The organism is Modestobacter sp. DSM 44400 (assembly GCF_900107175.1).
Lineage (GTDB): Bacteria > Actinomycetota > Actinomycetes > Mycobacteriales > Geodermatophilaceae > Modestobacter.
In genome coordinates this window covers 40,210-62,666 of the sequence record NZ_FNOZ01000013.1, presented here as the reverse complement: position 1 = coordinate 62,666, position 22,457 = coordinate 40,210, and the positions used below count along the sequence as shown (strand labels likewise).

Genomic DNA, 22,457 nt, shown 5'->3' with positions numbered 1-22,457 from the left:
TCCCAGTCGTGGAGGCTCACGTCACCGAGCGGGCTCGAGTGCCTGCGCGGCGGCGAGGTCGTCGGCGCTCTCGCCGTGCAACGTCGCGGAGTCGTCCTGGTAATCCGTCGACCGGTTGGCCAGGTCGCCGAGGGGCGACTCCCCCGGGTCGCCGGGCTCGCCGACCTCGGGCGGGACGAGCTCCGCCGGCGAGGTGTTCCGGCTCGGCCGGTGGAACTCCGCCCACCCGCGCGCCAGGTTCAGCCCCACCGAGGTGGCCTTGATCTTCGCCGCACTGCGGCGGCCGGCGTCGGTCTCCCAGCTGTCGGTCGCGATCGTGCCCTGGACGATGACCGGATCGCCCTTGCTGACGCTGTGCGCGACGTTGCCGCCGAGCTCGCCCCAGCAGGCGACGTCGATCCAGAGGGTGGCGCCGTCGACGAAGTCCTTCGCCTCGCCGTCGAAGCGCCGGGCCGTGGAGGCCAGCCGGAAGTTGGTCACCGAGCCGGTGCTCAGCCGGTTGCGGCGCGGAGTGTCGACGACGTTGCCAACGACGGTGATGTGGGTGTCGTTCACGGTGCTCCTCAGGAAGGTCGGACGCCGGGTCGGCGCGCCCGGCGGCCTGCCGGGATGTCCCCACGGTGCTCGGCGCGCGAGCCCGGGACCACGGTCGTGGCTGATCTGTGGACGGGGCTTTCCGCTGTGGACGACGGCCAGCGCTCGCAGCGATCTCGGAGGAAGCGCACAGCTTGCGCTGGGATCGGCGTCGTCTCCTGGGGGCGTGACAGAGACAGCAGCCGCGCCCATCCCCACTCAGCAGCGCCGGCGCACCCGGGTCGTCGCGGTCGGCACGCTCGGCATGGTCGGCATCGCCGCCAGCACCGTCCTCGGCCTCCAGGCGGCCCAAGGCAGCAGCACGTCGACTGCCGCGTCGTCGGTGGTAGCCGAGCCGGCCGTGACCGCATTCGGCCCCGGCGCCGGGTTCGGCGGCTTGGGTGGCCGTTTGGGCGGCGACGGCTCCGGGAGCGTGGGCGCCTACGGCGGCTCCACCTCGAGCGGCTCCGCGGTTACCGCCGCGGCGACGGCGACGTCGGACCAGGTGGTCGGCGTCGTCGACATCACCACCGGCCTGGGCTACCAGAACGCGTCGGCCGCCGGCACCGGCATGGTGCTGACCTCCGACGGCGAGGTGCTCACCAACAACCACGTCGTCCAAGGCGCCACGAGCATCACCGTGACGGTCCTCAGCACCGGGGCCACCTACGACGCCACCGTCGTCGGCACCGACCCGACCGACGACGTCGCCGTCCTCCAGCTGACCGACGCGTTCGGGCTGGACACCGTGCCGGTCAGCAGGGACGCCGCGGCCATCGGCGACGAGGTCACGGCGGTCGGCAACGCCGGCGGCGACGTGGACTCCACCAGCGCCGCGGCCGGCTCGGTGACCGCACTCGACCAGTCGATCACCGCCACCGACGAGACCGGCAGCAACGCCGAGCAGCTGACCGGCCTGATCCAGATCGCCGCCGACGTTGTGGCCGGCGACTCCGGTGGCCCCCTGTTCGACGCCGACGGTGAGGTCATCGGCATGGACACCGCCGCGTCCAGCACCGGAGGGCAGGCCTACGCCGTGCCGATCACGACCGCCCTGGAGATCACCGGTCAGATCGGGGCCGGGGTCGACGACGGGACCGTCCACCAGGGCTACCCGGCGTTCCTCGGGGTCTCGCTGCTCGGGGGTACCGGCGGTTCGACGGTCGCTGGCGTGGTTCCCGGCGGCCCGGCCGACGAGGCCGGGCTGACGGCTGGTGACGTGCTCGCCACGATCGGCGGGACGGCGGTCACCTCGGCGGACGCCGTGACCACCGCGTTGGCCGACCTCGACCCCGGCGACCAGGTCGCCGTCTCCTGGACCGACAGCGCGGGCACGGCGTACTCGGCGACCGTTACCCTCGCCAGCGGCCCCGCGGACTGACACCTTCGGGAGCCGATGCTTGCCCGGCCTCGCCCGGTGTCGTCCCCTTGCGCTCGGGCAGGTCCAGCAGCAGGTCGATGTCACTGTCGGCGCGCTCGCTCCCCCGCGCGACACTGCCGAAGACCCGCACGGGGCCGGCGCCGTAGGAGGCGGCGATGGCCTTGATCCGCTGGCGGTGCCGACTCACCCGCCGCCCCAACGGGCCCGACAGGGGCACCGGGACCGCCGGGTCGGCCGCCACCAACGTCCCTTCGAGGGCATGGCCGGTGGCGGCGATCAGCGCGAGCAGGACGGCAGCGCAGGCTCCCGGCGGCTGGATTCATAGGCAATGACTACGCTCTGCGTGATGCCAGCGCGGTCAGCGAGCTGGGCCTGGGTCATGCCGCGCGGCGGCGCGCCTCCCGCACCAGGCTGCCTGCGGCGTCGATGACCGGCATCCCCGGAACTATAGCGAATTGTCAATATTGGGCACGGCCCGTGTCAGCCCTCCCCGAGAGAGAGGCGACGCCGTCCGAGGGACGTCCGTCGGTCCCAGCAGGCAGCCCGGCGTGGCCCTCCGACTCATCCCGGGGCGGGCTCGGCGCCGCTCCGGCCCAGTGGGCAGTGACCGGACAACTGTGGTCAGAACGCTTGAAGCAGCGGGTGAGCGATCCGACAGGACGCCGGCGGGCACAGCGCCAGTCGCCGTCCGCTGCTGAGCACTCGGTCGCAGGTTCGATGCCTGCCGGCGCGCGGGGCGGCTACTCAGTCCTCCGGCGGCCGCACGGGCGCGAGCTGGTCGAACAGGTCACCCGGGCCTGGGTTGTCCGGGTAACTGGCACCCCCGAGGTGGTGGACCACCCCCCCAGACCGCATTGAGCGCCGTCTGCACCGCGCCGTCGGCCCAGCCGGTGGTCCAGGACACGTCGTCCCCGGCCCGGAACAGCCCGTGAAACCGTTCCGGCAGGTCCTCCTGCACGAAGTGGGTGGACAGCCGCCGCTGGTACCGGTGGCGGCCGGGGAGGTTGGCCTCGAACGCGCCCATGAAGTCGCGTTCGGCCTCCCAGGACACCGTCACCGGTGAGGCGATGATGTGGAGCCACCGGTCCACGTCCGGGTAGATTTCCCGCAGCGACGCGAGCATGACCTCCGTCCGCTCCTCGCCGTACAGCGGCAGCCACTTCAGCGAGTCGTCGGCCCAGGTGTAGGACAGGCAGATCGGCCCCGGGCGGCCCTCGCCCCGGTCGAGCAGGTACGTGCCCCGGGTCATCCGGTCCGACAGCGTCATGCTCATCCGGTGCCGGCCGGTCTGCGGGTCGACGTCCTTCCAGAACGGTCGGTCGACCAGGCAGAACAGCTTCGCCGAGCCCATGTAGTGGATTTGCTCGATCGCCGTTCAGTGGTCGATCGGGAAGAGGTCCTCGTCGCAGGAGATCCGGGACAGCAGCATGCAACTCTGCGCGGTGAAGACCGCGGCGCGGTAGGTCCGGATCGCTCCGCTCGCGTCGGTGACCGACACGTTGTTCGGCGCTGTGCGGTGCAGCCGGGTCACCGCCGGGAACGGCTGCCCGCCGGGGTGCAGCGCGGCCAGCGTCGTCCCCTCCGGCCAGTGCGCCGGCCGCTCCGACGCCCGGTGCCACAGCCCCACCGGCACCTGCTGGCTCGCGCCCACGATGCTCAGGTGGTCGTCGTCGGCGGTGGTCAACGGGGCCCGCTCCTCGCCCGACTCGTGGGCGGCGACCGGGATGGCGGAGGTCAGGCAGGCCGTCCACCCGTCAGCGCCATGGCCGACAGCAGCTCGTAGGCGACGTGCGAGGCGGCGATACCGGTGATCTCGGCGTGGTCGTAGGCCGGCGCGACCTCGACGATGTCGGCCCCGACGAGCCGCATCGAGCCGAAGCCCCGCAGGACCGCGAGCAGCTCGCGGCTGAGCAGGCCACCGGACTCAGGGGTGCCGGTGCCCGGGGCGAACGCCGGGTCCAGGACGTCGATGTCGACCGAGACGTACACCGGCCGGTCCAGCACCCGGGCCCGGATCCGCTCGATCACGCCGCGCGAGCCGAGGTCCTCCAGTTCCCGGGCGTGCACCACCGAAAAGCCGAGGGCGGTGTCGTCGGACAGGTCGCTGGCCGCGTACAGCGGGCCGCGGATGCCGACGTGCATGCTCGCCTCGCGGTCGATGAGGCCTTCCTCCGACGCCCGCCGGAACGGGGTCCCGTGGGTGTAGGCCGCGCCGAAGTAGGTGTCCCAGGTGTCCAGGTGCGCGTCGAAGTGCACCACGGCGACCGGGCCGTGCCGGCGCACCACCGAGCGCAGCAGCGGCAGGGCGATCGTGTGGTCGCCGCCGATGGTCAGCAGCCGGCCGGCGCGCTCCAGCAACGCGTCGGCGCCGCGCTCCACCTGCGCGACCGCCTCGTCGATGGAGAACGGGTTCACCGCGAGGTCACCGGCGTCGGCGACCTGCTGCAGCCCGAACGGCGCCACGTCCAACGCGGGGTTGTAGGGGCGCAGCAGCCGGGAGGACTCGCGCACGTGCGCCGGGCCGAACCGGGCGCCGGGCCGGTAGCTGACCCCGGCGTCGAACGGGACGCCGACGATGGCCACGTCGACGTCGGACACCTGGTCCAGCCGCGGCAGCCGGGCGAAGGTCGCCGGGCCGACGAAGCGCGGGACGAGGCTGGCGTCGACCGGGCCGACGCGCCCGTCGACGGTGACGCGGGGCAGCTCGTCGGTCATGCGTTGCCCTCCTGATGGGGTCGGTGGCGGCGGTCGGGTACCACGATGGCCCGCCCGTGTGAGGGGATGGCAGCCGGGGCCCGGCGGGCACCCGGCCCGGTCACGGCTGAGCGGCCAGCGGTTCGAAGCCCGGCGCGTACCACGGCCACGGCCGCACCTGCTCCCACCGGGCACCCAGGGAGAGCAGCAGGTCGTCGCGGAAGCGGGGGCCGGTGAGCTGCACCCCGAACGGCAGCCCGCCCGGCAGCCGGCCGGCCGGCAGGGAGAGCGCCGGGGCGCCGGTGATGTTCTGCAGGCAGGTGTTGAGCGCGTCGGCCGGGGTGCCGGGCTCAGCCGCACCCACCATCCGGCCGTCCGCGTGCTGCGCGGTCATGGCCAGCGTGGGGGTGACCAGGACGCCGTCGTCCCCGAGCAGCCGATCCAGGGCGCGGGTGTGGTCGAAGCGCCGCCGCCGGACGGCGAGGTACTCGTCGATCGAGACCTCCAGGCCGGCGCGCATGTGGTCGAGGAACACCGGGTCGAACCGGTCGGCCTGCTCCGCCAGCCGGGCACGCCCCACCTCGTGGGCCTGCTCGGTGCAGCAGATCGTGAACCAGTCCTCGTCGGCGTTGCCCGCCGGCGTCACCGCGGCGGGCTCGACGAGTTCCACGGGCAGCCCGAGCTCCCGGTCCAGCACGGCCAGCGCGTCGTCGAAGGCGCGCTGCAGGTCGGGGTCCAGCGGGCCCCAGTCGACGGTGCGCGGGGCGGCCAGCAGCCGCACCCGGGCGGGCAGCGGACCCGGCTCCCACCGCGGGAGGGCGCTCGGGTCACCGGCCACCGGCCCCTTGATGACGTCGAGGAGGCCGGCCACGTCGGCGACCGAGTGGCCCATCGGGCCGTCGGTGGACAGGTCGATCCAGGACGGCAGCAGTCCCCGGCCGACGATGCCGTTGGTCGGCTTCAGCCCGACCAGCCCGCAGAACGCCGCCGGGATGCGCGCCGAACCGCCCCCGTCGGTCGCGGTGGCGATCGGCACCATCCCGGCCGACAGTGCGGCGGCCGACCCGCCGCTGGACCCGCCGGGCGACCAGTCGAGATCCCACGGGTTGCGGGTGACGCCGAAGAGCCGGTTGGCCGTGTAGGCCTCGAACGCGGCCTCGGGCAGATTGGTCTTGCCCACGACGATCGCCCCGGCCGCGCGCAGCCGGCCGGGCACCAGGCCGTCGGCCGCGGCCGGTGCGTCGTCGGCGTGCAGCAGCGAGCCCCGGGTGGTCGTCATGCCCGCGACGTCCTCGAGGTCCTTGACCAGGACCGGCAGCCCGGCCAGCGGGCCGAGGGTCTCCCCCGCCGCCCGCGCCCGGTCGGCGTCAGCCGCCTCGGCGAGGGCCCGCTCCGCGCGCAGCGCGACAACCGCCCTTATCCGGCCGTTGCCGGCCTCGATGAGCGCCAGGGACCGCTCGACGAGCTCCCGCGCGGAGACCTCCCGGTCGCGCAGCTGCTGCGCGAGCAGACCGATCACGAGCCGAGGGCCTCGTGCCGGCCGGCGGCGGCCTCCAGCTCGGCCGCCTCCGCCTCGGCCACCCGGGTCTCCGCCGCCACGTCGATCGACTTCCCCAGCACGTAGTAGAGGACGCCGGCGACCGGCAGGCCGACGAACAGCGACAGGTCCGCGCCGCCCAACGCCTGCGCGATGAAGCCGGTGAATTCCCCGGTGCTGAAGAACGGCACCATCACCGCGAACCCGACGAGGTAGGACCCGATGCCGCGCCAGCCCCAGCGGCCGTACATGCCGCGCGGGTTGAAAATTTCCGCGATCGCGTAGTGCCCGCGCCGGACGATGAAGTAGTCGACGAGGTTCACCGCCGTCCACGGGATGAACAGGTAGAGCACAAGGAGCAGGAAGCTCTCGAAGTTGCCGAGGAAGTCCTCCGACGCGCCCAGGGCACCGATCAGCGACAGCCCGGCAGTGACGGCGATGGTGACGATGCGGACGGCCAGCGTCGGGCGCACCTTGCGGAAGGAGTCAATGGCGCTGATCAGCGTCAGCGACCCGCCGTACATGTTCAGCGCGGTGACCGAGATGAGACCCAGGGTGGAGAAGATGAGCACGATCGCGCCGAAGCCGGTGAACACCCGGTCCCCGGCGTCGTTGATGGCCGTAATCGTGTCGAAGGCCTCGCCGCTGGAGACCGCCGCCGCCAGCACCGTGCCCAGGCACATCAGCCAGATCGCGCCCAGCGCCGAGCCCCAGTAGGTCCACAGGAACGTCTTGCGCACCGTGACGTCCGGCGGGAGGTAGCGGGAGTAGTCCGACACGTAGATGGCCCAGCTGATCTGGTAGCCGGCGACCACGCCGAACTGCGCGAGGAACGGCGTCCAGGAGAAGCCGCCGAGGGAGAAGGCCCCGGCCGGGAAGTCCAGGGTCACCAGGGCGCCGATCGTGAAGATCCCGAAGATCAGCAGGAAGCCGTAGGCGAGGTAGCGCTCGAAGCGGTGGATCAGGTCGTAGCCCACGAGCGCGATGACGAAGGCCACCGCGGTCACGATCACGATCCACAGCTTCGGGCTGCCGTGGATGGTCGTGCTCAGCGCCTGGGCGCCCAGCACCGTGTTGAAGATGTTGAACCCGGCGTACTGCAGGTAGGCGAACAGCCAGACCAGCAGGGCGCCGATGTACCCGAACTGCGGCCGCGACTGGATCATCTGCGGCAGGCCGAGCTGCGGGCCCTGCGCGGAGTGGAACGCCATGAAGAACGTGCCGATCAGCGCGCCGCTGATGATGGCGATCAGCGACCAGATGAGGTTGCCGCCGCTGGTGATGCTGATCAGCCCCACGGCCAGGGTGGCGATCTGGGCGTTGCTCATGAACCACAGCGGTCCGAGGTCGGACAGCTTCCCGTGCCGCTCGTCCAGCGGGACGTAGTCGATGGAGCGGACCTCGACGCCCCCGACCTTCGGGGTGTCACTGCGCGCGTTCGCCACGGCTTTTCCTGCTCTCTCGCACCGGTCAGGTGCCGGCCCGGTGGCCGGCACGGCGAGACCGTAGCGACGAAGTGGAACCACCGTGAGACGCCACTGTGGCGCCCCGGGCCGCTGGGGCCTGTCCACATCGGCACGCCCACAGCGGCGGCGGGTCCGGCAGCGTGCGGGCACCACACCGCCGCACCCGAGGAGTTGCCGTGCACACGTCCCTGCCCTACTGGGTCGCCGGTCGACCGACGACCGGCAACTCCGCGCTCGAGGTGCGCTCTCCGCACGATGGTTCGGAGGCCGGCCGCACCACGCTGGCCACCGCCGTCCACGTCGAGGAGGCGCTCGAGGCCGCCGACCGGGCGCGGGCACCGTTCGCCGCCACCCCGGCGTCGCTACGCGCCGCCGCGCTCGACCACGTCTCCCGCCGGATCGCCGAGCGCGGCGAGGAGTTCGCCCGGCTGATCACCGCGGAGTCCGGCAAGCCGCTGAAGTGGGCCCGGCTGGAGGTGGCCCGCGCCGGGTCCACCTTCCGCTGGGGCGCGGAGGAGGCCCGCCGGTGGTCGGGGACCCTGCAGCGGCTGGACACCGACCCGGCCGCAACCGGCCGGATGGCCCTGGTCCGCCGGGTGCCGCGCGGCCCGGTGCTCGGCATCGCGCCGTTCAACTTCCCGCTCAACCTGGTCGCGCACAAGGTGGCGCCGGCCATCGCCGTGGGGGCGCCCATCGTGCTGAAGCCCGCGCCGGCGACCCCGCTGGTGGCGCTGCTGCTCGGTGAGCTGCTGGCCGAGACCGACCTGCCCGAGGGCAGTTGGTCGGTGCTGCCGGTGCCCAACGAGGTCGCCGCCGAGCTGGTGCGCGACCCGCGCCTGCCGGTCGTCTCCTTCACCGGATCGGTGCCGGTGGGCTGGTCGATCCGGGACTCCGTGCCGCGCAAGCACGTCACCCTGGAGCTGGGCGGCAACGCCGCCGTCGTGGTGGGACCCGACCAGGGCGGGGAGACGGCACTGGCCTGGGCCGCCGGACGGATCGCCACCTTCGCGATGTACCAGGCCGGCCAGTCCTGCATCTCGGTGCAGCGGGTCTACGCGCACCGGGACATCGCCGACGCGCTCACCACGCGCGTCGTCGAGGCGGTCGGGAAGCTGGCCAACGGCGACCCGGCCGACGACGCCACCGACGTCGGTCCGCTGATCGACGAGGATGCCGCCCGGCGGGTGGAGAGCTGGGTCGACGAGGCCGTGGCCGCTGGGGCGCGGGTGCTCACCGGCGGGGTCCGCGAGGGCGCTAGCTACGCGCCGACCGTGCTGACCGGCGTCCCGGCAACCGCGAAGGTGTCCTGCGAGGAGGTCTTCGGGCCGGTCGTCGTCCTGGAGACCGTGGACTCGGTGAACGAGGGCTTCGACCGGGTCAACGACTCCCGGTTCGGGCTGCAGGCCGGCGTCTTCACCGCCGACCTCCAGGTCGCCTTCCGGGCCGCCCAGGTGCTGGACCTCGGCGGGGTCGTCATCGGCGACGTGCCCAGCTTCCGGGCCGACCAGATGCCCTACGGCGGGGTGAAGGATTCCGGCGTGGGCCGGCATCGACGTCTGAACAGGCACCTCGGGTCCGGCTCCTCCGTACGAGGAGCCGGACCCGACGTGCGTGCGGGGTCAGCGAGCGCTCAGCGGGCCCCCGCCTCCTGGGCGAAGGCGGCGTCCAGGACGTCGAGCGCCTCGGTGAGCAGGTGCTCACCGATCACCAGCGGCGGCAGGAAACGCAGCACGTTGCCGTAGGTCCCCGCGGTCAGGACGACGACCCCCTGCGCGTGGCAGGCGCGGGCGATCCGCCCGGTCAGCTCGGCGTCGGGCTCGCTGGTGCCCGGCCGAACCAGCTCAATAGCGATCATCGCGCCGCGGCCCCGGACGTCGCCGATCACGCCGGTGCGCTCCTGCAGCGCGCGCAGCCGGGGCAGCATCGTCGCCTCGATGGCCCGGGCGGCACCGGCGAGATCCTGCTCGCGCATCGTCTGGATGGTGGCCAGCGCCGCCGCGCATGCCACCGGGTTGCCGCCGTAGGTGCCGCCCAGGCCACCGGAGTGGACGGCGTCCATCAGCTCGGCCCGGCCGGTGACCGCGGCCAGCGGCAGCCCACCGGCGATGCCCTTGGCGGTGGTGATCAGGTCGGGGACGACGCCCTCGGCCTCGCAGGCGAACCAGTCGCCGGTGCGGCAGAAGCCGGTCTGGATCTCGTCGGCGACGAACAGCGCCCCGGACGCCCGGCACCAGTCGGCGATCGCCGGCAGGAAGCCCTCGGCCGGGACGACGAAACCGCCCTCGCCCTGGATCGGCTCGATGAGCACCCCAGCCACGTTGCCCGCGCCCACCTGGGCCTCCACCAGCGCCAGTGCGCGGGCGGCGGCCTTCGGCCCGGTCAGGCCGGGCTCGTCGCGGTACGGGTAGGACATCGGCACCCGGTAGACCTCGGTGGCGAACGGCCCGAAGCCCTGCTTGTAAGGCATGTTCTTCGCGGTCAGGGCCATCGTCAGGTTCGTGCGGCCGTGATAGGCGTGGTCGAAGACCACGATCGCCTGCCGCCCGGTGGCGTGCCGGGCGATCTTGACGGCGTTCTCCACGGCCTCCGCCCCGGAGTTGAACAGCGCCGACTTCTTGGCGTGATCGCCGGGCGTGACCCGGGAGAGTTCCTCGCAGACGGCGACGTAGCCCTCGTAGGGCGTCACCATGAAGCAGGTGTGGGTGAAGGCTGCCACCTGCGCCTGGACCGCCTCGACGACCCGGGGGGCAGCATTGCCCACGCTGACCACGGCGATCCCGGAGCCCAGGTCGATCAGTGAGTTGCCGTCGACGTCGACGACCACTCCCCCACCGGCGCGCTCGACGAAGACCGGCAGCGTGAGCCCGACGCCGGAGGCGACCGCGGCGGTGCGCCGCTCCAGCAGCTCGCGCGAGCGAGGACCGGGGACCTCGGTGACCAGTCGGCGTTCCTGGGTGACGCTCGCCGGTCCGGTGAGCACGTCGGTCATCGCTGCCTCCTTGCAGTGCGCTGCCCCCGGACGGGGGACGGGCGTGCTGCAAGGGTGCGGTCGCGCACGTGACCGGCGGTACCGTCCAGACCGGCGTTCCGCAGCCACCCCAGTGTCCACTCCGTCGAAGGTCGCCCTGTGCCGGTCACCGTCTCCCAGCTCCTCGACAACCCGGCGCTCGCGCTCACCCTGCACACCACCGCCGCACCCGTGGACCGTCCGGTGTCCTGGGTGCACGTCAGCGAGCTGACCGACCCCACGCCCTTCCTCGAGGGTGGCGAGCTGCTCCTGACCACCGGCCTGGCCCTGGCCTGCGGACCGCAGCTCGCCGTCTACGTGCGGCGGCTGGCCGACGCCGGCGTCGTCGGCCTGGGCATGGGCACCGGGATCAGCCACGGCACGGTGCCCGCCGAGCTGGTCGCCGCGGCGGACGCCTGCGGGCTGGCGGTGCTGGAGGTCCCCCGGGAGATCCCGTTCATCGCGCTGTCCCGGGCAGTGTCGGCCGCGCTGGCGGCCGAGGAGTACGCCGCGGTCAGCCGCACCTCCACCGCTCTGCAGGAGCTCACCCGGGCCGCGCTGGCGCCGGGCGCCCCGGCGACCGTGGTGGACCGGGTGGCCCGCCAGGTGGGGGGCTGGGCACTGTTGATGGACGCCGCCGGCACACCCCTGGAGGCGCGGCCGCCGGCTGCGCTGGGGCGCGCGGCGGGGCTCGCCGCGGAGGTCGACCGGCTGCGGGTGGTCCGTGCCCCGAGCAGCGCCGCCCTGTCCCGGCCCGGGGAGTCGGTGCTGCTGCAGTCCCTGGGCAACGGTCCCCGCACCCGCGGCTTCCTCGCGGTGGGGCTGCCCGGCCCGGTGCCGGCGGCCGACCGGCACGTCGTCAACGCCGCCGCCCTGCTGCTGACCCTGCGCCTGGAGCAGTCCCGGGCGCTGGACACGGCGACGGCGGCGCTGCGGGCCGCGCTGCTGCGGATGCTGCTGGCCGGAGAGGAGGCCGTGGTGGCACCGGCGGTGGAGGCGCTGGGCGAACACCTGCCCACCGGTCCGCTGCGGGTCCTCGCCGTCCTGGGGAGCCCCGAGCACCGCTCTGCGGCGGTCGACGTCGCCGCCGACGCGGCGGCCCACGCCCGGGAGCCGCTGTTCTCCGCCGAGCTGGACGACGCCCTGGTGCTGCTGGTCACCGACGCGGGGGAACTCGCGCAGCGGCTGGCCGTCCTGCCCGACCGGGTGCCGGGGGTGGCCGTCGGCATCTCCCCGGCCGTGCCGTGGGCCCAGCTGGCCGCCGGCACCCGGCAGGCCCGGCAGGCCGCCGAGCAGAGCCGGCTGGGCGGGTCCTCCGTCACCCACTTCGCCGACCTGGCCGGGCTGGGCCTCACCCCGCTGCTGGACCCCGACCGCACCCGCGCGTTCGCCGAGGCACTGCTGGCCCCCGTGGTGGCCGCCGACGTGGCCGGCGGCGGTCAGCTGATCGACTCGCTGCGCACCTGGCTGGCCCACCACGGGCAGTGGGAGCCCGCGGCCGTCCGGCTGGGCGTGCACCGGCACACCCTGCGCAAGCGGATCCGGCGGGTCGGGAACCTGCTCGGCCGGGACCTGGGCTCCCCCGGCGTCCGCGCCGGGGTCCGAGACTGCCGCCGGGGGAACCGCACCGCCGCGACCGGAGGTCCAGCGGCCGTCCTGATCCGGCCGACCCGCCCGGCGGGCAGGCCGCCGCCCGTGCTCCACGGCACGGGCGGCGACCGGCGGCGGTCAGCCCCTCAGCCGGCGAGGGACGACGTCAGCGCAGCTCCTCCGCGGGCGCTGTCGACCCGGCCCGGGCCCGGATCCGGCGCAGTTGGGCGGCCACCTCGATCGCATCGCCCTCGGGAACGTCCTCGGAGTTGCGGTCCGGGCGGGCGATGAACAGGTAGAGCAGCCCGGCGCCGCCGACCACGAGCAGCCCGATGAGCACGATCCACCGGTCGAGGAACGCGTCGGTGTCCGCCGGCTGCAGGGCAGGACGATGGCAAACACGCCATAGGCCAGCGCGACGACGTTGACCACCATCCCCCAAGAGCCGAAGTTCCACAGGCCGGCCGGGCGCCAGCCCTTGAGCCGCTAGCGCAGCACGGCGAGCACGACGGCCTGGAAGGCGACGTAGATGCCGAGCACCGCGAACGCGGTCACCCGGGCGAGGGTGTCCGGCCGCCAGAACACGAACGGCGCGATCAGGATCGGCACGACGCAGACCACCGCCAGGGCGTTGGTGGGCACGGAGTGCTTGTCCGACACGTGCGAGAGCCACCGGCTCCCCGGCAGCATCCGGTCGCGGGCGAAGGCGTACAGCAGCCGGCTGCCGGCCGCCTGGAGCGAGAGCACACAGGAGATGAAGGCGGTCACCGTGATGACCGGGAAGGCCTTGGCGCCCACGGTGCCCAGGGTGCCCAGGGAGTTCACCAGGATCGTCGGGATCGGGTCGGCGTCGGTGCCGGCCACGATCGCCTGCAGGTCGGGTGCGGCGAGCACGTAGCCGGCGAAGGACAGCAACCCGGAGACGCCGCCCACCAGGATCGTCAGGATCATCGCCCGCGGGATGCGCCGGGTCGGGTCGGCGACCTCCTCGGCCACGTCGCCGCACGCCTCGAACCCGTAGAAGAGGAAAAGCCCGCTCAGCGCCGCGGCGAGGAACGTTGCCGCGTAGGACCTGGGCCGCGCGATGCGGATGACCAAGCGGCTGGACTTCGGCTGCGTGTGGGTGAACACGCACATCCCGCTGGTCGCCGAGATGCCGCAAACACTCCGGCTACGGAATTGACCTGTCGATGTACGGGTTCGAGGACTACACCCAGGTCAAGCAAGTGATGGTCAACCTCGGGTCGTGACGACGTCCAGCACGGCGGGGCCGAGGAAGTGGCAGACGTTGAGCGCCACCGCCAGGTCGACCCAGCTGGAGCTGACGGGCGCTCCGCTGTGCTGCGACGCCTTGGTGACGCGGTACTGGACGGTGTTGCGGTGCAAGTTTATGGCGGCGGCGGTGTCCGTGTAGTTCTCACCGTTCAGCAAGAACACCCGCAGCGTCTCCCGGAGCAGGCGGGTGGCCGCGGTGTCGATGGCCAACGGGCCCAACACCTCGGCCACCCATGCCCGGGTGGAGTCCACGTCGTTCGCCAGCAGCGAGGTGATCGCCACGCCCTCGTCGCCGAAGCTGATCGCCGGTGTCGTCTCCGCGGAGGCCACGCGGCGGGCCGCCTGTGCCTGCGCGTGCGTGCGGCGGAAGCCGGCGATCCCTGGGCCGGACAGCCCTAGGGACGCCCGGTGGCGGTCATCCGGGCGGTGACGGAGAACCTGGCTCCGCCGCGGCGTGCCGCGGCGACCATGTCGTAGGTGTAGCCGAGCCGGCCCGCACGAGCACCAGTCCGTTCCCGTTCAGCCCGCCGGCTGCGGCACGGCGGCATGACCCGGTTGTCCACCGGGATTCGGACACCGTCGACGTTGGGCACATTCCTGCGGTCGTTCACCTTCGGCCACGTCCGCCAACTGGACAGCGTGGCCGCGGCATTCCTGACCGCCCGGCGCACTGCACGCCGCTGCCGGCCGGCGCCGAACGAGTCTCCTACGTCGACCTCGATGACATCATCTGGTAAGCCCACGGCTACGCCAAGCAGGGCGCCGGCGTGCGCGGGACGCGCTGCTGTCCATCGCGTCCACGCCGCCGGTGATCGCCGCCAGCCGAGGCGACGCCGGCGGGACCAACTCCGCCCGGGGTGCGGCCCGGCTGCGCACCGAGACGCTGACCACGGCCCGGGCGACCGGCGCCGATGAGACAGTTGCATCCAACGGATGCCCTGCTGCACGAACGACGCCGGCCTGAGGCGAACCGCATCGCCGCCCCTACCCGAAGGGGGATTCGTGCATTCCGACGCGCAGTTACGCGACTACCTCGACGTTGGATTCAGGCTGAGGCGACGCACGGGCCGCCGGGGCGATGCGATGATCTGTCGCCGAGCGCCCGTAGCTCAGTGGATAGAGCAGGTGCCTTCTAAGCACTTGGTCGCAGGTTCGATCCCTGCCGGGCGCGCACACCACGCCGTGATGTCGATGGGTCACGGACCCACAGTGTGGAAGCGGACCCGGCCGGCCGTTCACCCCGGACAGCACCGTCGAGGTCCTCCACAGCGCTGAGCGCGGTCGGACGGGATGCCGGTCCCGTCCGACCCGGTCAGCTGCGCCGCCGGAGTCCGGTCCATCCGACGCCCGCGGCGGCGACGAGAAGTCCGGCGCCCAGGTAGTAGACAGCGCGGATGCCGAGCACGTCGGCGAGCAGGCCACCCAGGAGCAGGGACAGCAGCCGGCCGGACTGCCAGAGGACGTCGAAGCCGGCGAAGACCCGGCCGCGCAACCGTTCGGGAGTCTCGGTCTGCAGCAAGGAGTTGAAGGTGACCGCCCCGGTGGAGGTGCCCAGCCCGTAGGCGATCAGGGCCGCCATCGCCGGCACCAGGCCGGTCACGGTAGCCAGGACGGCGTCGACGGCGGCCCGCAGCAGGAACGGGCCGAGGACGTATCCCGGCTGGCGGGGGTTGTCGGTGAGCCTGGCGAGCAGTAAGGGACCGGCTGCGGCGCCGACACCGATTGCGCCGAGCAGCAGGCCGTAGTTCCCGGCGCCGAGGTGCAGGTGGTCGCGGGCGAGCACGACGAGCAGGGCGCCGGTGGCGCCGGCCGACAGCGCGGCGAGGAACTGCCCGGCGGCCAGGGCGCGCAGGAGCGGATGCCCGGTGATCGCCGACATGCCTTCCCGCGCCTGGTGATACCAGGACCCGCGCTCGCCCGGCGCCGGGGCGGCGGGCAGCGCCAGCCGGCGAAGGACCAGCGCGGACAGCAGGTAACTGGCGGCGTTGACCCAGAACGCCCAGCTGAAGCCGAAGGCGGCGACTACGACGCCCGCCAACGGAGCCAGCACGATCTGGGAGATGACCGCCGCGCTCCACAGCCCGCTGTTGGCCGCGACCAACTCCCGCTCCCGCACGATGGCCGGGACCACGGACTGCGCGGCCGGGTTGAAGAACACCGCCCCCGCCGAGAGCCCGACGGCGACGGCGTAGACCGGCACCACACTGCCGTCGACGAACGGCAGCACGAAGGCGAGCGCCCCGCGGGCCAGGTCGGCGCCGACCATCACCCGCACGCGCGGCCACCGGTCGACGAGCGCGCCGGCCAGCGGCGCCAGCGCGAGGACCGGAATGATCTCGGCGATCACCACGCCGGACACTCCCAGGCCTGAACCGGTCAGTGAGTAGACCAGCAGGGCCAGGGCGACGGTGTTGAAGGCATCTCCCCACTGCGACACGGTCCGCGCCGTCCACAGCCGTCGGTAGGCCGGCTGGCGCAGCAGTCCGGCGAGTGACGATCTCTCGGCCTTGTGGTCCGCCGACGTCCGCTTCTTGTCGGTTCCCGTTTCGGGACCTCCTCATCCGTCGCCATGCAGCCGCACCCTGTGCAGAACTCACATGTCCAGCGCCTCCAGCGCGGTGAGATAGCCCTCGCTGTAGGTGGGGAACTGGGCGACCTGGTCCAGCAGGGTGTCGACAGGGATCCCGACCCGGATCGCCATGGCGGCCTGGTGGATCCACTCCCCCGCCTGGGGTGCCACCGCCCAGGCGCCGACCAGGACGCGGCGGTCGGTGTCGGCGAGCAGGCCGAGCCGGCCCCGGGGGTCGCGTTCGTAGGTCCAGGGCCGGGCCAGCGACCGGGCCAGGTCGACCTCGGCCGCGGTCGTGTGCAGCCCGCGCTCGTCGGCCTGGGCCTGGGTGAGTCCGACGGCAGCGATCTCCGGGTCGGCGAACACCACCCGGGGAATGCCGTCGTACCGGGCGGCGCGCGGCCGGCCGAGGATCGCGTCGGCGACGATGCGCCCCTGGTACTTGGCCACGTGGGTGAAGGGCATGACGGCGGTGACGTCGCCGAGCGCCCACACTCCGTCGGCGGCGCGGCAGTGCTCGTCGACGACGATCCCGCCCGAGCTGCCGAGGCGCACACCGGCACGTTCCAGGCGGAGGCCATCGGTCCGCGGCCGGCGCCCGGTGGCGACGATGACCACATCGCCACGGACCTGGCTGCCGTCCTCGAGGTCCAGCACGCTGTCGGCGCCTTCCCGGTGGGCGCGCCGGGGGCTGGTGCCGGTGCGGACGTCGACTCCGGCCGCCTGCAGGGCGGTCCGCGCGAGCTCCCCGACGCGGGGCTCCTCCCGGCCGAGCAGCCGGTCCCCGCGCTGGACGACGGTAACCTGTACCCCGAAGCGGGTCAGGAACTGCGCAGTCTCGATGCCGACCGCGCTGCCGCCCACGATGACCGCCCGGGCGGGCAGGTCCGCGGCGGTGTAGGTCTCCCGGTTCGTCCAGACAGTCACCTCATCGAGGCCGTCGATGGCCGGGACGACGGCTTCCGAGCCGGTCGCGAGGACGACGTGGTCGGCACGCACCTCCCGGCCGGCGACCTCCAGGCGCCCGGGAGCCAGCAGCCGGGCCTCGCCCTTGAGCACCAGCGCGCCCTGCTCGGCGTAGCCGCTGACCTGACCGGAGTCATCGAGGTGGCGGGCCATGTAGTCGCGGTACTCCCGCGCCTGCGGCCAGTCCAGCCGTGCGCCCCCGGCTCCCGCGGCGCGATCGGCCGCACCGGCGGCTTCCGGCGGCCGGAGCACCGTCTTGGACGGGATGCACGCCCAGTAGGCGCACTCGCCACCGATCAGCTCGCGTTCGATCACCGCGACCCGTTTGCCGGCGGCCAGCAGCCGGCTGGCGGCGACCTCACCTCCCGGTCCCATCCCGATCACTGCGACGTCGACCTGCTCGGTCATGATGTCTCCCTTCGCGTGCCATGTGTGGTGGTGCTGAGCGCCTTGACCGGTCGAGTGCTGCTGGCGCCGATCAGGCACAGCAGGAGGTCGGCAGCTGGTTGCGGAACAGGCCCGCGGCGATCCGCAGGCTCTCGGCCATCGTCAGATAGGGCGCCCAGGTGTCGGCGAGGTCGTCGACGGTCATCCCGGCCTTGATGGCGTAGGTGGCGGCCAGCATCATCTCGCCCGCGCCGTCGGCCAGGGCGTGCACGCCGAGCAGCCGCCCGGTGTCGGCGTCCGCGATCACCTTCACCGCACCCCGGGTGTCCCGCTGGACCAGCGCGCGAGGCACATCGTCCAACCGCAGGATCCGGCATTCGCAGCGGCGCCCCCGCCGCAACGCCTCCGCTTCGCTCCATCCGGCCGAGGCGAGTTGCGGCCGGGTGAACACGACGCTGGGCAGCCCGGTGTAGTCCACTCGGGCCGCGGGAGCCGCCGGGTCGGCTGCCAGCGCGTTGAGCGCCGCGACCCGACCGCCCGCGGCGGCGACGTAGACGTACTGCGGTGCGCCGGAGACGTCGCCGGCGGCGTAGATGCGGGGATTGGAGGTGCGCTCGCCCTCGTCGACGACGACGGAGCCGCGCTCATCGGTGCGCACTCCGGCGCCTGCCAGCCCGAGGCCGTCGGTGCGGGCGCGGCGGCCGGTGGCGACCAGCAGCCGATGGCCGTTCACCCGCCGGCCGGACGCGGTGGTCACCGTGATCTGTGCCGCGCTGCCGGCGACCGCGCTGGCCCGCTCCTCGACCACCTCGACGCCATCGGTGGCGAACACGCCCCGCAGGACCTCGGTCAGCTCCGGCTCGGCCTGCGGAGCCAGTCGTCCGACGATCGTCACGTGTGCGCCGAGGTGCGCGAACAGCTGCGCCTGTTCCATGCCGACGTAGCCGCCACCGATGATGACCAGCGACTCCGGTACCTCGGCCAGCTCCATGGCCGTCGTCGAGGTCAGGTACTCGACCTCGGCGAGCCCGGCCAGATCGGGCCGATCCGGCTCCGAACCCGTCGCCACGATGCAGGCCCGCGCCCGCAGCGCGTGACCATCGACCTCCAGGGTGGAGGGATCCGGAAAGCGAGCGTGTCCCGCGAGCACCTCGAACCCATAGGCGCCGGCGACGTCGGCGTACTTGGCCTGACGCATCCCGGCGACCAGCTCGTCCTTCTGCGCCACGAGCGCACCCAGGTCGGCCTTCCCGGCCGAGGTCGGCACCCCGGTGAAGGGGTTGGTCGCCGCACCGTGGCGCGCGCCCGCCGCGGCCAGCAGCGTCTTCGACGGCACGCACCCCACGTTGACGCACGTGCCGCCCAGCACGCCGCGTTCGATCACGACGACGCTGGCGCCGGCCTGCCGGGCGGCGATCGCCGCTGCCATGCCCCGCCCCACCCGGCCCGATCACCGCCAGGTCGACCTCGTCGCGGCTCTGCTGCGCACCTGCACGCATTGCTGACCTCCTCGATTGCGTCCAGGCTGGACCTTCCCGTGCAGGGCAAGGTCAAGCCGACACCAGGAACGAAGGAGAGACCGTGCGTATCGGCAAGGTGGCCACGGCCGCCGGCATCAGCACCAAGGCGCTGCGCTTCTACGAGACGGCGGGGCTGCTTCCCCCACCGGCGCGCACCAGCGCCGGCTACCGGGACTACTCGAACGAGACACTCCCCCGCCTGGACTTCATCCGCCGCAGCCGAGGCGCCGGGTTGACGTTGGCCGAGATCCGGGAGGTCCTCGAGATCCGCGACAGTGGCGACGCCCCTTGCGAGCACGTCCAGCACCTGCTCGGCCGCCGGCTGGCCGACCTGGACCGGCAGATCGCCGACCTGCTCGAGCTCCGCGCCACCGTGGCCGGGCTACACGCCGGAACCGCCGCCGCCGACCCGGAGACCTGCGACCCGGCTACCGTCTGCCGCTATCTGTAGCAAGGCTGCTCTCCGGTGCAGCCGGTCAGGTCAGCCCGGCCTACTCGGCGCGGCGCCCGCGGGTGCGCGGGGCCCACAGGGCAAGGAGCGCGACCAGCACGGCACCGAAGACGAGGTGCGCGGCCAGTTCGAGAGGCTGGTTGGTGGCCCGCAAGGCGGAGAACTGGTGGATGAACCGGGCGAGCACCTGGAAATCGACGATGTAGATCAGCCCGGCGTAGATCAGCCCGGCCCACAGCAGCGCGCCGTGCGAGGTCCGGCGCCGCATCGATGCGATCAGGGCGGCGAACACCAGCCCGAAGATGCCGGACAGCAGTGAGTGGATCAGCATGCCGATCCAGATGGTCGCCTGGGGTGGCGGCGGCCCCTGCACAATGGTCGCGACGACCCGGAAGGGCGTGAGCGGCGGGTTCCCCATCGAGCCGGCGAACCAGGCGTTCAACGCGATGAACGGCCCTCCCGCCAGGAAGCCGGCGACGAAGCCCCAGCCCAGCCACGGGCCATCCGCCCTGCGTCGGCACGGTCGGCATGCGTTGTGTCATCAGTGACGTAGCTCATGCCTCGTTGTGTTACCCCGGGATCCGGGTGGACGCGGGCACGGGGCAACGAATGGATAACGAAGCGGCAGCCGAGGACCCATCGTCCGGAAACTCAGAAATCAACTGACTCGCCGGGACGGCCCGGGAACAGGTGGCGGCGATCACCGGGTTTCCGAGGCATGTCCTCTCCGCCGGCTGATCCCGACGTTCGGCGGGCCGAGTCGTTCCGCGCCCACGTCGAGCCGGAGATCGAAATCCTGCTGCGGGTCGCCCGCACGCTCACCGGATCCTGGGCCGAAGCCGAGGACCTGACCCAGGAGAGCCTGGTGCGTGCGTGGCGGGCACTGGACGGCTTCGACGGAGCGCATCCGCGGGCCTGGCTGCTGACCATCCTGCGCAACACCCACGTCAACATGAACCGTCGGCGCCGGCCGGACACCGTCGAGGACATCAGCATCCTGCCCGGGGTGCGTCCTGCCTTCGGTGCCCTCGCCGAGCCAAGCCCGGAGGAGCAGCTTGTGAGGGACATCCTGCCCGACGACCTGGAGCGCGCCATCCGGAGCTTGGACCCCAAGTTCCGGACCGTCGTCGTCCTGGTGGACGTCAACGGGCTGACCTACGCCGAGGTCGCCGAAACCCTGGGCATCCCCCTGGGCACGGTCATGTCCCGGCTGAGCCGGGCCCGCCAGCGGATGCGCACCCACCTCCGTGCCCACACCGACCGCGAAGGAAGTGTCCGATGATCGCCGGCGCCCGGCGGATGCTGTCCTGTCACTTCACCGCTGCCCGCCTGCAGCGCTACCTCGACGCCGATCCGTCCGCCCCACTGGACCCGGCGGAGGTCCCCCGCCTGGAAGCACACCTGGCCGAGTGCGCCCGCTGCGCCAGCGCGGTCGAGGACTTCCGGTCGCTGCGGTGGGCGATGTGGCGGCTCTCGGCACGGCTGCGTCCCGATCCGGCAGCGGTGCACCGTATGCACCGGGTGGTCGACGAGCTCGTGGAGGGTCGCCGATGACCGCCACATCGTCGGCGCCCGCGTCCCCGTCCGTGCCGTCCGGCGTCTGGGACCTGCTGGTCGTCGGCGGCGGCACGGCGGGCATGGTGGGGGCGAAGACCGCGGCCGGTCTGGGTGCGCGGGTACTTCTCGTGGAGCGTGACCGAACCGGTGGCGACTGCCTGTGGACCGGCTGCGTCCCGTCCAAGTCGCTGCTCGCCGCAGCCTCCGCCGCGGCGACTGCCCGCTCCGCCGGTCCGCTCGGGGTGGAGGTCGACGGTGTCCGGGTGGATTTTCCGCGGGTGATGGCCCACGTGCAGGCAGCGATCGCCACGATCGCCCCGGTCGACTCCCCGGAGGCACTGCGCGCCGCTGGGGTGCACGTGATCTTCAGCACCGCACGGCTGACCGGCCCGGACACCGCCGACGTCGACGGGCAGCCGGTGCGCTTCCGGCAGGCACTGCTGGCCACCGGCGCGGCACCAGCCCTGCCGCCGATCCCGGGCCTGGATCCTGGCCGCGTGCTGACCAGTGACACGGTGTGGGACCTGACCGACCTGCCGACCCGGCTGGCCGTGCTGGGCGGCGGCCCGATCGGCTGCGAACTGGCCCAGGCTTTCGCCCGGCTGGGCGCCGAGGTGACCCTCGTCGAGGGTGCCGACCGGCTGCTCGGCAAGGAGGACCCGGACGCCGCCTCGCTGGTGGCCGAGTCCCTGCGGCGCGACGGCGTGCGCCTGATGCTGGGACAGCACGTCACCGGAGTCACCCACCACGACCAGGGCGGTGAACTGCTGCTCGCCGACGACGCGGTCGTGCCCTTCGAGGATCTGCTGGTGGCCGTGGGACGTCGTCCCCGCACCGATGAGCTGGGCTGCGCGGCCGCCGGCGTCCAGCTTCGAGACGACCACACCGTCGTCCTGGACGACGCGCTGCGCAGCACCAGCCCCCGGATCTGGGCCGCCGGTGACCTGACCGGGCACCCGCAGTTCACCCACACCGCCGGGGTGCACGGCAGCCTTGCCGCGTCAAACGCCGTCCTCGGGCTGCGGCGCCGTGTCGATCCGGTGGTCCCCCGGGTGACCTACACCCATCCCGAGCTCGCCGCCGTCGGGGTCTCGACCGCCGCCCCGCCGGCCGGCTGCACCGTGCACCGGGCGGCGCACACCCATCTCGACCGGGCCGTGACCGATGGGCAGACCGATGGGTTCACCGCGCTGGTCCTCGACCGCCGAAGTCGTCTGGTCGGTGCCACGGTCGTCGGCCCCCGGGCCGGTGAGACGCTCGGGGAGCTCACCCTCGCCGTCCGGCACGGGATGCGCGCCTCGGCGCTGGCCGGCACCACGCACGCCTATCCGACCTACAACGACGGCGTATGGAATACCGCGGTGGAACGCGTCCAGGGGCGGCTGGCGGCCCCGGCGGCCCGGCTGCTGACCGGAACGGTCGTCCGGGTGCGGCGGGCGCTGCTCGACAGCCACCGCTGACCATCGCCTGGATCAGAGGACGCC

General features: G+C 73.1%; 21 protein-coding genes, 1 tRNA gene and 1 pseudogene. 8 read left to right on the top strand and 15 right to left on the bottom strand.

Annotated features, from left to right (window positions below; translation table 11 throughout):
• Nucleotides 1-21: 21 nt before the first annotated feature.
• Nucleotides 22-555, bottom strand: a complete 534-nt coding sequence (locus tag BLW04_RS10635) for a single-stranded DNA-binding protein (protein ID WP_091540128.1) — start codon at nt 553-555, stop codon at nt 22-24.
• 205 nt (nt 556-760) lie between these two features.
• Here BLW04_RS10635 and BLW04_RS10630 point away from each other — a divergent pair, with 205 nt between their 5' ends.
• The gene (locus tag BLW04_RS10630) at nt 761-1,954 is read left to right on the top strand and encodes a S1C family serine protease (RefSeq protein WP_175483997.1); all 1,194 of its coding nucleotides are present in this window, start codon (nt 761-763) and stop codon (nt 1,952-1,954) included.
• On the opposite strand, the gene BLW04_RS10625 is transcribed toward BLW04_RS10630, so the two are convergent.
• The 7 genes from BLW04_RS10625 to BLW04_RS10600 all read right to left on the bottom strand — a co-directional run bounded on the left by BLW04_RS10625 (nt 1,926) and on the right by BLW04_RS10600 (nt 7,630).
• Nucleotides 1,926-2,195, bottom strand: a complete 270-nt coding sequence (locus tag BLW04_RS10625; protein ID WP_175483996.1) for a nucleotidyltransferase domain-containing protein — start codon at nt 2,193-2,195, stop codon at nt 1,926-1,928. The genes BLW04_RS10630 and BLW04_RS10625 overlap by 29 nt on opposite strands.
• 35 nt (nt 2,196-2,230) lie before the next feature.
• Nucleotides 2,231-2,335: a helix-turn-helix domain-containing protein gene (locus BLW04_RS29610; protein ID WP_091539969.1), complete on the bottom strand. Its 105-nt coding sequence runs from the start codon at nt 2,333-2,335 to the stop codon at nt 2,231-2,233.
• Nucleotides 2,336-2,741: 406 nt separating this feature from the next.
• On the bottom strand, nt 2,742-3,305 hold the full coding sequence (locus tag BLW04_RS27525; RefSeq protein WP_217630980.1) for a flavin monoamine oxidase family protein: 564 nt from the start codon (nt 3,303-3,305) through the stop codon (nt 2,742-2,744).
• 24 nt (nt 3,306-3,329) lie between these two features.
• Nucleotides 3,330-3,638, bottom strand: a complete 309-nt coding sequence (locus tag BLW04_RS27520) for a hypothetical protein (protein ID WP_217630979.1) — start codon at nt 3,636-3,638, stop codon at nt 3,330-3,332.
• Nucleotides 3,639-3,688: 50 nt separating this feature from the next.
• A complete protein-coding gene (speB, locus tag BLW04_RS10610) occupies nt 3,689-4,669 on the bottom strand; it encodes an agmatinase (protein ID WP_091539966.1) in 981 nt (326 codons plus the stop codon).
• Nucleotides 4,670-4,769: 100 nt separating this feature from the next.
• Nucleotides 4,770-6,167, bottom strand: a complete 1,398-nt coding sequence (locus BLW04_RS10605) for an amidase (RefSeq protein WP_091539964.1) — start codon at nt 6,165-6,167, stop codon at nt 4,770-4,772.
• Nucleotides 6,164-7,630 (bottom strand): purine-cytosine permease family protein, encoded by a 1,467-nt coding sequence (locus BLW04_RS10600; protein WP_091539960.1) that lies wholly within the window; start codon nt 7,628-7,630, stop codon nt 6,164-6,166. The genes BLW04_RS10605 and BLW04_RS10600 overlap by 4 nt, the downstream gene beginning before the upstream one ends.
• A gap of 197 nt (nt 7,631-7,827) precedes the next feature.
• On the opposite strand from BLW04_RS10600, the gene BLW04_RS10595 reads away from it, so the two are divergent.
• Nucleotides 7,828-9,393 carry an aldehyde dehydrogenase family protein gene (locus BLW04_RS10595; protein WP_254781288.1) on the top strand — a complete coding sequence of 522 codons (1,566 nt, stop codon included), beginning with the start codon at nt 7,828-7,830 and terminating at the stop codon, nt 9,391-9,393.
• Here the strand turns inward: BLW04_RS10595 and gabT are convergent.
• On the bottom strand, nt 9,282-10,640 hold the full coding sequence (gabT, locus tag BLW04_RS10590; RefSeq protein WP_091539956.1) for a 4-aminobutyrate--2-oxoglutarate transaminase: 1,359 nt from the start codon (nt 10,638-10,640) through the stop codon (nt 9,282-9,284). The genes BLW04_RS10595 and gabT overlap by 112 nt on opposite strands.
• Nucleotides 10,641-10,778: 138 nt before the next feature.
• Here gabT and BLW04_RS10585 point away from each other — a divergent pair, with 138 nt between their 5' ends.
• On the top strand, nt 10,779-12,539 hold the full coding sequence (locus BLW04_RS10585; RefSeq protein ID WP_091539953.1) for a PucR family transcriptional regulator: 1,761 nt from the start codon (nt 10,779-10,781) through the stop codon (nt 12,537-12,539).
• A 195-nt stretch (nt 12,540-12,734) separates the two neighbouring features.
• On the opposite strand, the gene BLW04_RS10580 is transcribed toward BLW04_RS10585, so the two are convergent.
• Both BLW04_RS10580 and BLW04_RS10570 read right to left on the bottom strand, forming a co-directional pair.
• Complete coding sequence (locus BLW04_RS10580) at nt 12,735-13,379, bottom strand: APC family permease (RefSeq protein ID WP_175483989.1); 645 nt, start codon at nt 13,377-13,379, stop codon at nt 12,735-12,737.
• Nucleotides 13,380-13,481: 102 nt separating this feature from the next.
• A complete protein-coding gene (locus BLW04_RS10570; protein ID WP_175483995.1) occupies nt 13,482-13,853 on the bottom strand; it encodes a helix-turn-helix domain-containing protein in 372 nt (123 codons plus the stop codon).
• Between the two features lie 768 nt (nt 13,854-14,621).
• Here BLW04_RS10570 and BLW04_RS10560 point away from each other — a divergent pair.
• Nucleotides 14,622-14,694, top strand: a tRNA-Arg gene (locus tag BLW04_RS10560).
• A gap of 141 nt (nt 14,695-14,835) precedes the next feature.
• On the opposite strand, the gene BLW04_RS10555 is transcribed toward BLW04_RS10560, so the two are convergent.
• The 3 genes and pseudogenes from BLW04_RS10555 to merA form a co-directional block, all read right to left on the bottom strand.
• A complete protein-coding gene (locus BLW04_RS10555) occupies nt 14,836-16,002 on the bottom strand; it encodes an MFS transporter (protein WP_256375478.1) in 1,167 nt (388 codons plus the stop codon).
• 114 nt (nt 16,003-16,116) lie between these two features.
• Nucleotides 16,117-17,466 (bottom strand): dihydrolipoyl dehydrogenase family protein, encoded by a 1,350-nt coding sequence (locus tag BLW04_RS10550; RefSeq protein WP_091539938.1) that lies wholly within the window; start codon nt 17,464-17,466, stop codon nt 16,117-16,119.
• Nucleotides 17,467-17,536: 70 nt separating this feature from the next.
• Nucleotides 17,537-18,944 (bottom strand): annotated as a pseudogene (gene merA, locus BLW04_RS10545) (mercury(II) reductase).
• 82 nt (nt 18,945-19,026) lie between these two features.
• On the opposite strand from merA, the gene BLW04_RS10540 reads away from it, so the two are divergent.
• On the top strand, nt 19,027-19,416 hold the full coding sequence (locus BLW04_RS10540; protein ID WP_091539935.1) for a heavy metal-responsive transcriptional regulator: 390 nt from the start codon (nt 19,027-19,029) through the stop codon (nt 19,414-19,416).
• A gap of 40 nt (nt 19,417-19,456) precedes the next feature.
• Here the strand turns inward: BLW04_RS10540 and BLW04_RS10535 are convergent, their stop codons facing one another.
• Entirely contained in the window at nt 19,457-19,858 is a 402-nt protein-coding gene (locus BLW04_RS10535) for a hypothetical protein (RefSeq protein WP_091539931.1), read from the bottom strand.
• Between the two features lie 276 nt (nt 19,859-20,134).
• On the opposite strand from BLW04_RS10535, the gene BLW04_RS10530 reads away from it, so the two are divergent.
• From BLW04_RS10530 to BLW04_RS10520, 3 genes are read left to right on the top strand one after another with little or no spacing between them, the layout of a single operon-like run.
• Complete coding sequence (locus BLW04_RS10530; RefSeq protein WP_091539926.1) at nt 20,135-20,698, top strand: RNA polymerase sigma factor; 564 nt, start codon at nt 20,135-20,137, stop codon at nt 20,696-20,698.
• Nucleotides 20,695-20,970, top strand: a complete 276-nt coding sequence (locus BLW04_RS10525) for an anti-sigma factor (RefSeq protein WP_091539924.1) — start codon at nt 20,695-20,697, stop codon at nt 20,968-20,970. The genes BLW04_RS10530 and BLW04_RS10525 overlap by 4 nt, the downstream gene beginning before the upstream one ends.
• Nucleotides 20,967-22,433: a dihydrolipoyl dehydrogenase family protein gene (locus BLW04_RS10520; protein ID WP_091539921.1), complete on the top strand. Its 1,467-nt coding sequence runs from the start codon at nt 20,967-20,969 to the stop codon at nt 22,431-22,433. Before BLW04_RS10525 ends, BLW04_RS10520 begins: the two co-directional genes overlap by 4 nt.
• The last annotated feature ends 24 nt before the right edge of the window (nt 22,434-22,457 follow it).

Coding starts and splice junctions, on each gene's coding strand:
- BLW04_RS29610 (WP_091539969.1), bottom strand. CDS start 2,335: ATGACCCAGGCCCAGCTCGCTGACCGCGCTGGCATCACGCAGAGCGTA.
- BLW04_RS27525 (WP_217630980.1), bottom strand. CDS start 3,305: ATGGGCTCGGCGAAGCTGTTCTGCCTGGTCGACCGACCGTTCTGGAAG.
- speB (WP_091539966.1), bottom strand. CDS start 4,669: ATGACCGACGAGCTGCCCCGCGTCACCGTCGACGGGCGCGTCGGCCCG.
- gabT (WP_091539956.1), bottom strand. CDS start 10,640: ATGACCGACGTGCTCACCGGACCGGCGAGCGTCACCCAGGAACGCCGA.
- BLW04_RS10550 (WP_091539938.1), bottom strand. CDS start 17,466: ATGACCGAGCAGGTCGACGTCGCAGTGATCGGGATGGGACCGGGAGGT.
- BLW04_RS10530 (WP_091539926.1), top strand. CDS start 20,135: ATGTCCTCTCCGCCGGCTGATCCCGACGTTCGGCGGGCCGAGTCGTTC.
- BLW04_RS10525 (WP_091539924.1), top strand. CDS start 20,695: ATGATCGCCGGCGCCCGGCGGATGCTGTCCTGTCACTTCACCGCTGCC.
- BLW04_RS10520 (WP_091539921.1), top strand. CDS start 20,967: ATGACCGCCACATCGTCGGCGCCCGCGTCCCCGTCCGTGCCGTCCGGC.